This window comes from Pseudoxanthomonas beigongshangi (assembly GCF_016820515.1).
Classification (GTDB): Bacteria; Pseudomonadota; Gammaproteobacteria; order Xanthomonadales; family Xanthomonadaceae; genus Pseudoxanthomonas_A; species Pseudoxanthomonas_A beigongshangi.
This window is the reverse complement of the sequence record NZ_JADHDV010000014.1, coordinates 27023-39013: the sequence shown is the minus strand read 5'-3', so window position 1 is coordinate 39013 and position 11991 is coordinate 27023. Positions and strand designations below refer to the sequence as shown.

At 68.2% G+C, this 11991-nt stretch carries 9 protein-coding genes; 5 read left to right on the top strand and 4 right to left on the bottom strand.

Going from position 1 to position 11991, the window contains the following annotated elements; all coding sequences use genetic code 11:
- Positions 1 to 133 precede the first annotated feature (133 nt).
- Positions 134 to 880: a metallophosphoesterase family protein gene (locus IQ458_RS11825; protein ID WP_203322925.1), complete on the top strand. Its 747-nt coding sequence runs from the start codon at positions 134 to 136 to the stop codon at positions 878 to 880.
- A 12-nt stretch (positions 881 to 892) separates the two neighbouring features.
- Here IQ458_RS11825 and IQ458_RS11820 read toward each other — a convergent pair whose 3' ends face one another.
- Entirely contained in the window at positions 893 to 1459 is a 567-nt protein-coding gene (locus IQ458_RS11820) for a cysteine hydrolase family protein (protein ID WP_225562522.1), read from the bottom strand.
- Positions 1460 to 1591: 132 nt separating this feature from the next.
- On the opposite strand from IQ458_RS11820, the gene IQ458_RS11815 reads away from it, so the two are divergent.
- Together IQ458_RS11815 and xth are read left to right on the top strand one after the other, a co-directional pair.
- Positions 1592 to 1972 (top strand): VOC family protein, encoded by a 381-nt coding sequence (locus IQ458_RS11815; protein WP_203322924.1) that lies wholly within the window; start codon positions 1592 to 1594, stop codon positions 1970 to 1972.
- The gene (gene xth / locus IQ458_RS11810; RefSeq protein ID WP_203322923.1) at positions 1969 to 2790 is read left to right on the top strand and encodes an exodeoxyribonuclease III; all 822 of its coding nucleotides are present in this window, start codon (positions 1969 to 1971) and stop codon (positions 2788 to 2790) included. Before IQ458_RS11815 ends, xth begins: the two co-directional genes overlap by 4 nt.
- A 4-nt stretch (positions 2791 to 2794) precedes the next feature.
- On the opposite strand, the gene IQ458_RS11805 is transcribed toward xth, so the two are convergent.
- Positions 2795 to 3730 carry an AraC family transcriptional regulator gene (locus IQ458_RS11805; protein ID WP_183637886.1) on the bottom strand — a complete coding sequence of 312 codons (936 nt, stop codon included), beginning with the start codon at positions 3728 to 3730 and terminating at the stop codon, positions 2795 to 2797.
- A gap of 249 nt (positions 3731 to 3979) precedes the next feature.
- Here IQ458_RS11805 and IQ458_RS11800 point away from each other — a divergent pair, with 249 nt between their 5' ends.
- On the top strand, positions 3980 to 7207 hold the full coding sequence (locus IQ458_RS11800; protein ID WP_203322922.1) for an efflux RND transporter permease subunit: 3228 nt from the start codon (positions 3980 to 3982) through the stop codon (positions 7205 to 7207).
- Entirely contained in the window at positions 7204 to 8325 is a 1122-nt protein-coding gene (locus IQ458_RS11795; RefSeq protein ID WP_203322921.1) for an efflux RND transporter periplasmic adaptor subunit, read from the top strand. Before IQ458_RS11800 ends, IQ458_RS11795 begins: the two co-directional genes overlap by 4 nt.
- A gap of 972 nt (positions 8326 to 9297) precedes the next feature.
- Here IQ458_RS11795 and IQ458_RS11790 read toward each other — a convergent pair.
- A complete protein-coding gene (locus IQ458_RS11790) occupies positions 9298 to 10791 on the bottom strand; it encodes a CoA-acylating methylmalonate-semialdehyde dehydrogenase (protein WP_203322920.1) in 1494 nt (497 codons plus the stop codon).
- A 22-nt stretch (positions 10792 to 10813) separates the two neighbouring features.
- On the bottom strand, positions 10814 to 11929 hold the full coding sequence (gene ald / locus IQ458_RS11785) for an alanine dehydrogenase (RefSeq protein WP_183637874.1): 1116 nt from the start codon (positions 11927 to 11929) through the stop codon (positions 10814 to 10816).
- Positions 11930 to 11991: the final 62 nt, after the last annotated feature.

The window sequence follows — 11991 nt, the reverse complement described above, 5'->3', positions numbered from 1 at the left end:
AGCGGCGGTCATGTCCGTGTTCCCGGCGGCGGACGAGCGGGACCGGTCCGCGGACGGTGGCGTCGCAGTATCGCACCGTCCGCGGCGCAGCATTCTGCTAGATTCACCGGCCTCCCGACACGCTGGTGTCCGCATGGCCCGCATCGCCGTCGTCTCCGACATCCATGGCAACATCGCCGCACTGGAGGCGGTGGCGGCGGACATCCGCCGCCGTGACATGGCGCGGGTGGTCAACCTGGGCGACAACCTGTCCGGGCCGCTGCTGCCGCGCGAGACCGCCCGCTTCCTGATGGATTCCGGCTGGCTGTCGCTGGCCGGCAACCACGAGCGCCAGATCCTGGAACTGCTGCGTGACGGGCGGGGCGGGGAATCGGATCGCCACGCGGCCTCGCAACTGGGCGAGGCGGAACTGGACTGGTTGCGCTCGCTGGAGTCCTGCGTGCGCGTGGACGACGAGTTGTTGCTGTGCCACGGAACCCCGCGCAGCGATTGCGAACACTTGCTGGAAACGGTGGTGGGGCCGGGGACGCGGATGGCCTCGGCGGAGGAAGTGGTTCGACGCCTGGCGGGCGAAACCGCTCCCGTCATTGCGTGCGGGCACACCCACGTGCCGCGCGCGCTGCGTACGCCGGCCGGGCAACTGCTGTTCAATCCCGGTAGCGTCGGCCTGCAGGCGTATCGCGACGATCATCCTGTGCCCTATGTGGTCGAAAACGGTTCACCGGATGCGCGCTACGCGATCCTGGAGAAGGGCGCGCACGGTTGGCAGGTGGAGCACATCGCCTTGCCCTATGACCACCTCGCGATGGCCCGGCTGGCGCGCAAACGCGGGCGACCGGAATGGGAGCGAGCGCTGCTGACCGGCTACGTCCCGGAGTGATGTGGCCCGCCCTCAGGGCCGGACGCGCGACACCCGGCTGATGCCGATGCCTGCGGCTCCCTGCAGGGTCGCCAGCGCGAGATCACGCAGGCGCGGGGTGCGCGAGGCCACGCCGTCACGGGGAATTTCCAGCGCGTATTCGCGCGCATGCGCATCCATCGCGGTCGCCAGGATGCAGGCGTCGGCGGCGATGCCGGTGAGCACCAGCCGGCGCACGCCCAGTTTCGCCAGCAAAAGCGCCAATGGGGTGCACAGGAAGGCCGAATGCTTGGGCTTGAGGACGTAGTAGTCCTCGGGTCCCGGGCGCAGGCGTTCGGCGATTTCGGCGCCGGGCGCGCGCGGATGCGCGCAGATCGCGACGAGTTCCTTGAAGTCGGCCTGCCAGTGCATGAAATTGTCGTTGACGTAGACGACCGGCGCGCCAGCCTGGTGGAAGCGCTGCTTGAGCGCCTGCAGGCGACGCGCCAGCGGCCGGGCCTGGCGCGCCAGGGCCGCACCGCCCGGAAAGTCGAACAAGTTGATCATGTCGATGATCAGCAGCGCGGCGGGCGCGGGCGGAGTGGAAAGGCGCGAAACCAAGCGGTGTCTCCGGTGGCATCTGCCCGCAGCATCGTTCGGGCGATGCCAGCGGCACGTGAAGGCGCGCGCTTTTCACCCGTCCGTGATGGTGCCGACCCTAGGTTGGAAGCACACCCGCATGGAGAGTAGGGCATGCACCGCAGCCGCCTGGCACAACTGGTCATCGATTGCCGGCAGCCGGAACTGGATGCCGCGGCCGGGTTCTGGTCCGGCGCGCTGGGCCAGCCATGGCGGCGCCTGCCGGATCCGAACGATGGCCATTATCGACAGCTCGACACCGCGCCGGGCCAGCCGGGCATCCTGTTGCAGGCGGTCCGGCATCCCAGCCGCGTCCACCTGGACATCGAATCGACCGATGTGGAAGCGGAAGTGCGCCGGCTGGAAGCGCTCGGCGCGCGGCGGGTCGCGCAGGTCCGGGACTGGTGGGTGATGCAGGCGCCGACCGGACACCGCTTCTGCGTGCTGCGCCAGCAGCGCGACGACCTGCCGAAAGAAGGCCATCGATGGCCATGAACCGGCGACGCACGCTGGCCGTGGCGACATTCAACGTCAACGGCATCCGCACCCGCCTGCCGCATCTGATCGCATGGCTGCGGCGGGAGACACCAGACGTGGCCTGCCTGCAGGAACTAAAGGCGGTGGACGAAGGCTTCCCACGCGCGGAACTGGAAGCGGAGGGTTATCACGCGCGCTGGGTGGGCCAGCGCTCCTGGAATGGCGTGGCGGTGCTGACCCGCGGCGAAGCGTCCACGGAGGTGCGCCGCAGCCTGCCGGGCGATCCCGGCGACAGCCACGCGCGCTATCTGGAAGTCGATGCCTTCGACCTGCGCGTGGCCTGCCTGTACCTGCCCAATGGAAATCCACAACCGGGGCCGAAGTTCGACTACAAGCTCAAGTGGTTCGATCGCTTCATCCGCCACGCGCGCAAGCTGTACGCGCTGGAACAGCCGGTGGTGATGGCCGGCGACTACAACGTGGTGCCCACCGACGAGGACATCTACAACCCGCGTTCCTGGCGAAAGGACGCGTTGCTGCAACCGGAAAGCCGGGAGCGCTACGCGAAGCTGCTGAAGACGGGCTGGGTCGACGCGCTTCGCGAGCGGCATCCGGAGAAGCGCGTCTATACGTTCTGGGACTATTTCCGCCAGCACTGGGAGCGCGACGCCGGACTGCGCATCGATCACCTGCTGCTGAATCCGCCGGCCGCCATGCGCCTGAAGGAGGCGGGCGTGGACCGCTGGGTGCGCGGGCTGCCCAAGCCCAGCGATCACGCGCCGACCTGGATCCGGATGACCCGGCCCGCCAAACTGCGGAAAAAGGCCGGCGCCTGAAACCTCAGACCTGGCGCGCGTTGAAGCGGACCTGCCCGATCTCCGAACGCGGCGGCGCGCCGAACAGGCGCTTGTATTCGCGGCTGAACTGCGAAGGGCTTTCGTAGCCGACCCGATGCGCGGCGGCGACCGCGTCGATGCCGTCGGCCAGCATCAGCCGGCGCGCCTCGTGCAGGCGCAGCTGTTTCTGGAATTGCAGCGGCGAGAGCGTGGTGACCGCCTTGAACTGGTGATGCAGCGACGAGGTGCTCATGTGCACGGACTGCGCCAGTTCCTCGATGTTGAGCGGATGCAGGAAGCGCTGGCGCAGGTGCGCGACCGCGCGCGAGATGCGGTGCGAGCGGGTGTCGGCGGCGGCGATCTCGCGCAGGCTGTGGCCGAGGTCGCCGACCAGCACGCGGTAGAAGATCTCGCGGATCGCCAGCGGCGCCAGCACCGGCAGATCCGCCGGGGTGTCGAGCAGGCGCATCAGCCGCAGTACCGCGTCCAGTAACGGGGTCGTCACCTTGGCGGCGTAGAGTCCGGGGTCCAGGCGGTTGGATGTGGGTTGCGGGCCGGCGTCCAGCATCAGCGAGGCGATCACCGCCGGGTCGATGTCCAGGCGCAGCGACAGGTAGGGCTTCTCCGGCGTGGCTTCGATGACCTGGCCGATCATCGGCAGGGTCACCGACACCACCAGGTAGTTGAGCGGGTCATAGCGGTAGGTCTGCCCGGCCAGGGTCGATTCCTTGCTGCCCTGGGCGACGATGCACAGGCGCGGTTCGTAGACCGTGGGAATGCACGGCGTCGGCGAATTGCGCCGCATCAGGTGCAGTTGCGGGATGACGGTGGCGTGGCTGCCGTCGGAGGTTGCCAATTGGGCAATCCGATCCGCCAGTTCGGCCTTCGCCGCGCAGGTCGCGCGCTGGGCGAGGGTATCCGCGGAAGTATTGGCGCTCATGGCGATGCGTGGGGGTGGGGGTAGGCCGATTATTCGGAACCCGGCGCGGCGGTGCAAAGCCCGGGCGGCGGTTTTGCAGAAATAGGCAAGCATTGGACAGCAATGTACTAACCAGTGCGCCGATGAGCCGACTAACGTAAAGGCCCCCCACCGGATGAGGCGCCCGCGCGCCTCGCGATGCGGGTCGGTGCCCGCTCGCCAGCGGCGCCGCCCGCGTACCGGCTTCCCCCGCCGTTGGAAGCACGCCCCATGTGGATCGTCCAGTACGCGCTCAACCGTCGCTATACCATCGGGGTGCTCGCCATCCTGATCCTGCTGTTCGGCACCCTGTCGGCCCGGCGCATGCCGACCGACATCCTGCCCGAGGTCGGCATTCCGTCCATCAACCTGGTCTGGACCTACAACGGCCTGTCGGCCGCGGACATGGCCGCCAAGATCACCACCTTCTCCGAGGCGGCCATCCTCAACACCGTGGATGACCTGAAGGAAGTGCGCTCGGAAACCATCAACGGCGCCAGCATCATCCGCATCGATTTCCAGCCCAACGTCAGCCTGGACCGCGCGCTGGGCCAGATCACCGCGGTGTCGCAGACCATCCTGCGGCGCATGCCGCCGGGCACTTCGCCGCCGCTGGTGGTGCGCAACAACGTGTCCAGCACGCCGGTGCTGCAACTGGTGCTGTCGTCGGACTCGCTGACCGAGGCGCAGCTGTACGACTACGCGCGCCTGCAACTGCGCTCGCAGATCCAGACCATTCCCGGCATCCGCATGACGCTGCCCTACGGCGGCGCCGCGCGGCAGGTGATGGTCGACCTGAATCCGTCCGCCTTGCAGACCTACGGCCTGACGCCTTCCGACATCACCGGCGCGCTGGAGCGCGGCAGCCCGACCCTGCCGTCCGGTTCCATCCGCGAGGGTGCGCGCGAACTGCAGATCTCGCTCGACGCCAGTCCGGCTTCGGTGCAGGAATTCCTCGACCTGCCGGTCGCCACCCGCAACGGCGTCGTGCTGTACGTGCGCGACGTCGCCTCGGTGCGTGACGGCGGTGCGTTGCAGACCAACGTGGCGCGGATGGACGGCTCCAGCGCGGTGTCCGTGGCGCTGATCAAGCTGGGCGGCGCCTCGGCGGTGGAAATCGTGCGCGCGGTGCGCGAGCGGCTGCCGGAAATCGAGGCCTCGGCGCCGCCGGGCATGCGCATCGCGCCGATCTTCGATCAGTCGGTGTTCGTCGACAATGCCATCGCCTCCATCCAGCACGAGGCGGTGCTGGTCGGCCTGCTGGTGGCGCTGGTGGTGCTGGTGTTCATCGGCTCCTGGCGTTCCAGCCTGATCGTGCTGTCGGCCATCCCGCTGGCGCTGCTGGCCAGCGTGGCGATGCTGGACCTGCTGGGCTACACCTTCAACGTGATGACCCTCGGCGGCCTGGCGCTGGCGATCGGCATCCTGGTCGACAACGCGGTGGTGGACGTGGAGAACACCAACCGCAACATCGCCCTGGGCAAGGACGTGCGCACGGCGATCCTGGACAGCGCCCGCGAGGTGGTGTTCCCCGAATTCGTCTCCACGGTCTCCATCTGCATCGTGCTGACGCCGATCCTGCTGATGACCGGCCTGTCGGCGTGGGTGTTCACCCCGCTGGCGCTGGCGGTGATCTTCGCGATGATTGCCTCGTTCCTGCTCTCGCGCACCTTGATCCCGGTGTTGTGCTACCTGCTGCTGCCGGCCGACATCCGCAGCCGCGAAAACCCGCGCTGGGCGCCGGAAAAACTGCTGCTGGGCATCAACCACAGGGTCGAGCACACCCTGGACGCGCTGCGCGACCGCCATCACGCGCTGCTGGTGCGGCTGGGCCATCACGGTGGCGTGCTGGCGATCGCCGCGCTGCTGGTGATCGCGGTGGGCGTGGGCGCCGGCGCGCTGCTGGGACGCGAGTACTTCCCGCAGGTCGATGCCGGCCAGCTGCGCCTGCAGGTGCGCATGCCCTCGGGCACGCGGCTGGAGCAGACCACCCAGCGGCTGACCGAAATCCAGCGCGAGATCCGGCGGATCATCCCGGCCGGGGAATTGCAGACCGTGTACGAACAGATCGGCGTGCCGGACGCGATCAACCTGTCGCTGGTGGACAGCGCGGTGGTCGGATCGTTCGAGGCCGAGCTGATGCTGCAGCTGCGCTCGCCGCATGCGCCGACCCGCGACTACCTGGCCCAGATCCGCCAGCGCATGGCCGAGCGCTTCCCCGACGTGAAGGTATTCGAGCGTCCGCCGGACGCCACCAGCCGGACCCTGGCCGGCTCGGCCGCCGCCGCCTTCGAGGTGCGCCTGATCGGGCGCGACGTGCCCGGCAACCTGGCGCTGGCGCGGGAAGTGGAAAGCCGCCTGCGCCAGGAGCCGGGCGCGGTCGACGTGGCGCTGCGGCAGATCCTGGACCTACCCGAGTACCGCGTGCACATCGATCGCACCCGCGCCGCCCAGCTGGGCCTGGACGCGCAGCAGGCCAGCCGCGCGGTGCTGTCGGTGCTCGGCACCTCCGGCACGGTCACGCCGGTGTACTGGACCGACACCGTCAACGCGATCGCCTACACCGTGCAGGTGCAGGCGCCGCCGGCCAGCCTGCCCGACGCCGAGACCCTGCTGAACATGCCGCTGCGCATCGGCGGGGAAGGGCAGGCGGTCCTGCTGCGCAATATCGCCACCGTCACGCCGCGCAACGTGCCGGCCAGCATCGCCCGCACCACGCTTGCCCCGACCGTCAGCGTGCTGGCGAACGTGCAGGGCACTGACCTGGGGTCGGTGTACTCGCGCCTGACCCGCATCACCGCCGACGTGCAGGCGCGGATGAAGCCGGGCAACCGGATCGAGATCACCGGCCAGGCCGGCGAGATGCAGAACGCCTATGGCGAACTGGCCGGCGGGCTGCTGATGTCGGCGGTACTGGTATTCCTGGTGCTGGTGATCAACTTCCAGTCGTGGATCCAGCCGCTGGTGGCGATGTCCGGCCTGCCGGTCGCGATCGCCGGCGCGGCGATCGGTCTGTTCGTCACCGGCACGCCGCTGAGCGTGCCCGCGCTGATGGGCCTGATGATGGTGATCGGCGTGTCCACCGCCAACAGCGTGCTGGTGACCAGCTTCGCGCGTGGCCTGATCGCCGACGGCCACGATCCGGAACTGGCCGCGTACGAATCCGCCGCCGTGCGCCTGCGCCCGGTGCTGATGACCGCCAGCGCGATGGTGCTGGGCATCATCCCGATGGCGATCGGACTGGGCGACGGCGGCGAGCAGAACGCGCCGCTGGGCCGCGCGGTGATTGGCGGCCTGCTGTTCGGCACCCCGGCCACGCTGGTGCTGGTGCCTTCGATCCTGGCCGTGGTCGGCCGCCGGCAGAAGCGCCGCGCCGAAGCCGCGCGGGCCATCGACGTCTCCGATGTTTCCTCCCCCACCGCCACCGGCGACGCCGCCGGTGCAGGAGTCTCCCCATGAAGACCGTTCCCGTTACCGGCCTGTTGCTGGCCGCCGCCGTCGTGGCCGGCATCGCCACCCTCAGCGGCTGCGGCCGCAGCTCCGCCGCCACCCAGCCCGCAACCGCCGTGCCGGACGTGTTGACCACTCCGGCCAAGGCCGCGGACCCGCAATCCGAGTTGAGGCTGCCGGCGCGCGCCGAAGCCGGCGAGTCGGCCAAGCTGTATGCGCTTGCCACCGGTTTCGTCAGCGAGCGCCGGGTGGACCTCGGCGATCACGTGAAAGCCGGCCAGGTGCTGGCGACGATCGCCACCCCGGAAGTCGATCAGGCGGTGCGCGAGGCCGCCGCGGATCTGGAACTGGCGCAGGCCAACCAGGCGCTGGCGAAGGCCAACTTCGATCGCGCCGACGTGCTGGTCGGATCCGGCGCCATCTCCAGGGAACTGCACAGCGAACGCCTGGCAAGCCTGAGCGCCGCGCGTGCGGCCACCTCGGCGGCGCAGGCGCGCCTGTCCAGTGCCCGCGAGCGCCAGGGCTTCCAGGTGGTGCGTGCGCCGTTCGACGGCGTGGTGGTGGCGCGCAATGTCGAACGCGGTGATCGCGTGGTCGGCGATTCGGCCTCGGCGACCTTGCCGATGTTCGAGGTCAACGCGCTGGATCCGCTGCGCATCGTGGTCGACGTGCCGCAGAACGCGGCCTTGCAGGTGCGTCCGGGCATGGCCGGGCAGATGCGTTTCCTGGAACTGGCCGATCAGGCGTTCGAGGTCGAAGTGGTGCGCAGCGCGCAGAACATTTCCAGCAGCGTCGGCGCGATGCGCATCGAATTGCGCCTGCCCAATCCGGAAGGGCGCATTCCCGCCGGCATGCTGGGCGAAATCGGCCTGAAGGTGCCGCGCGCGGTGCCAGCGGTGCTGGTGCCCGTCTCGGCGGTGACGCAGGACGCCGGCGGCGCGCAGGTGGCGGTGGTCGGCGGCGACGCGCTGCTGCAGTTCCGCAAGGTCGTGCTGGGCCGCAACCTGGGCAACGAAGCCGAAGTGCTCTCCGGCCTGAAGCCGGGCGAACAGGTCGTCCTGGCCCCCAATGCCATGCTGACCGCCGGCCAGAAGGTCACGGCCAAGGCCAATGTCGTGAAGAAGTAACCTCCACCATTCTTGCCTTTGTGGGAGCGACGTGAGTCGCGATGACGGAGCCGGAAAAACGCACAAAAGCTCGCGACTTACGTCGCTCCCACAGTCAAACGGAAGGATGCGCCAACGCTCGCTCCGGCTAGGCCGACGGTCACGGCCAGGGTCAATGCGATGAAGACGTGACGCCAGCCAAAGTACCCTTGTGGGAGCGACGTGAGTCGCGATGACGGAGCCGGGGAAAACGCGAAAAGCTCGCGACTTACGTCGCTCCCACAGTCAAACGGAAGGATGGGCCGACGCTAGCTCCGGCTGGGCCAATGGTCACGGCCAGGGTCAATGCGATGAAGACGTGACGCCAGCCAAAGTACCCCTTGTGGGAGCGACGTGAGTCGCGATGACGGAGCCGGGAAAATCGCGAAAAGCTCGCGACTTACGTCGCTCCCACAGTCAAACGGAAGGATGGGCCGACGCTAGCTCCGGCTGGGCCAATGGTCACGGCCAGGGTCAATGCGATGAAGACGTGACGCCAGCCAAAGTACCCCTTGTGGGAGCGACGTGAGTCGCGATGACGGAGCCGGGAAAATCGCGAAAAGCTCGCGACTTACGTCGCTCCCACAGTCAAACGGAAGGATGGGCCGACGCTAGCTCCGGCTGGGCCAATGGTCACGGCCAGGGTCAATGCGATGAAGACGTGACGCCAGCCAAAGTACCCCTTGTGGGAGCGACGTGAGTCGCGATGACGGAGCCGGGAAAATCGCGAAAAGCTCGCGACTTACGTCGCTCCCACAGTCAAACGGAAGGATGGGCCGACGCTAGCTCCGGCTGGGCCAATGGTCACGGCCAGGGTCAATGCGATGAAGACGTGACGCCAGCCAAAGTACCCCTTGTGGGAGCGACGTGAGTCGCGATGACGGAGCCGGGAAAATCGCGAAAAGCTCGCGACTTACGTCGCTCCCACAATCAGCTGGTAAGGAGCACTGACGCTCACTTCATCGTCGGCATGACGAATTCGGCGTGGCGGGGTTCTTCGGGCCAGCGGGCGGTGATGGTCTTCAGGCGGGTGTAGAACCGCACGCCGTCCGGGCCGTGCACGTGCAGCGGGCCGAACAGCGAGCGCTTCCAGCCGCCGAAGCTGTGGAAGGCCATCGGCACCGGGATCGGCACGTTGATGCCGACCATGCCGGCCTGCACCTGATGGGCGAATTCGCGCGCCGCGCCGCCGTCACGGGTGAACACCGCCACGCCATTGCCATATTCGTGTTCATTGACCAGCCGCAGCGCGGTGTCCAGATCCGGCACTCGCACCACGCACAGCACCGGACCGAAGATCTCCTCGCGGTAGATGCGCATGTCCGGGGTGACGTGGTCGAACAGGCAACCGCCGAGGAAGAAACCGTTGCCGGCGCCTTCCACCGTCACCCCGCGTCCGTCCACCAGCAGCGTGGCCCCCTCGGCCACCCCCAGATCGACATAGCCGCGCACCTTGTCGCGGTGCGCGCCGGTGACCAGCGGCCCCATCTCGGTGTCCTGGGCGCCCGGGCCAATCTTCAGCGCGGCGACCTTCGGCGCCAGCCGTTCGAGCAACGCATCGGCGGTGTGATCGCCTACGCACACCGCCACCGAGATCGCCATGCAGCGTTCGCCGGCGGATCCGTAGCCGGCACCCAGCAGGGCGGCGGCGGCGCCATCGAAGTCGGCGTCGGGCATCACCACCATGTGGTTCTTGGCGCCGCCCAGTGCCTGTACCCGCTTGCCGTTGGCGCTGCCGCGCGCGTAGATGTATTCGGCGATGGGGGTGGACCCGACGAAACTCACCGCCTGCACGCGCGGATCGTCCAGCAGCGCATCGACGGCTTCCTTGTCGCCGTGCACCACGTTGAACGCGCCATCCGGCAAGCCGGCCTGGCGCAGCAGTTCGGCCAGCATCAGCGAGGCGGACGGATCCCGTTCGGACGGCTTGAGCACGAAAGTGTTGCCGCAGGCCAGCGCCACCGGGAACATCCACAGCGGCACCATCGCCGGGAAATTGAACGGGGTGATGCCGGCGACCACGCCCAGTGGCGCGTACTCGCTCCAGGAATCCACGTCGCGTCCGACGTTCATCGAATGCTCGCCCTTGAGCAGATGCGGAATGCCGCAGGCGAACTCCACCACTTCCAGTCCGCGGGTCACTTCGCCGCGCGCGTCCGACAGCACTTTCCCGTGTTCGTAGGTGATGCGCAGCGCCAGTTCGTCGGCGTGGCGTTCCAGCAGTTCCTTGAACCGGAACATCACCCGCGCGCGGTTGAGCGGGGTGACCGCGCTCCAGGCCGGGAACACCGCCTGCGCGGCCTGGACCGCGGCGCCGACTTCCGCCGCCGATGCCAGCGGCACGTGCGCCGACACCTGTCCGCTGGCCGGATCGAAGACCTCGCCATGGCGGCCGTTGGTGCCGGCCGCCGGCTGTCCGTTGATGAAATGGTGCAGGAGTTCGGTCATGGGGGATGTCTTGGGAAGCGGATCAGCCCAGCGCCTGCGCCGCCGGCACATAGGGATAGCCGAGATCCTCGGCCACCGCCTTGTACGTCACCGTGCCGGCGTACACGTTCAGGCCGTTGAGCAGGTGGGGATCGTCCAGCAACGCGCGCCGCGCGCCCTTGTTCGCCAGCTGCACGGCGAAGGGCAGGGTGGCGTTGGTGAGGGCGAAGGTGGAGGTGCGGGCGACGCCGCCGGGCATGTTGGCGACGCAGTAGTGGATGACGCCATCCACTTCGTAGGTCGGATCCTGGTGGGTGGTGGGATGGCTGGTCTCGAAGCAGCCGCCCTGGTCGATGGCCACGTCCACCAGCACCGAACCCGGACGCATCAGCTTCAGCTGCGAGCGCGATACCAGCTTGGGCGCGGCCGCGCCGGGAATCAGCACCGCGCCGATCACCAGATCGGTGTAAGGCAGGCGCTCCTCGATCGCGTCATGGGTGGAGTAGATGGTGGTCAGGCGATCGCCATACAACTCGTCGATGTACTTCAGGCGATCGATGGAGCGATCCAGAATGGTTACGTGCGCGCCCAGCCCCATCGCCATGCGCGCGGCGTTCAATCCGACCACGCCGCCGCCGATGACCAGCACTTCCGCCGGTTTCACCCCCGGTACCCCGCCGAGCAGGATGCCGGATCCGCCCTGCGCCTTTTCCAGCGCATGCGCGCCGGCCTGGATCGACATGCGCCCGGCCACTTCGCTCATTGGCGCCAGCAGCGGCAGGCCGCCGCGGTGGTCGGTGACGGTCTCGTAGGCGATCGCGGTGACCCCCGAGGCGACCAGCGCCTTGGTCTGTTCCGGATCCGGTGCCAGGTGCAGGTAGGTGTAGAGGACCTGGCCGGACCGCAGCATTGCGCACTCCACCGGCTGCGGCTCTTTGACCTTGATGATCATGTCGGCGCGGCGGAAGATTTCCTCGGCGCCGGAGACGATTTCCGCTCCCGCCTTCGCATACTGTTCGTCGGTCAGGCCGATCGCCTTGCCGCCGTCCTTCTGCACCATCACCTGATGGCCATGGGCGATCAATTCGCGCGCACCGGCCGGGGTCAGGCCGATGCGGTACTCATGGTTCTTTATTTCCTTGGGAACGCCGATCAGCATGTTTCTCTCCGTTGCGTGAGGATGGATGCGCGTGGGGAGCGCCGGGGCGTGGTGGGGAAGCG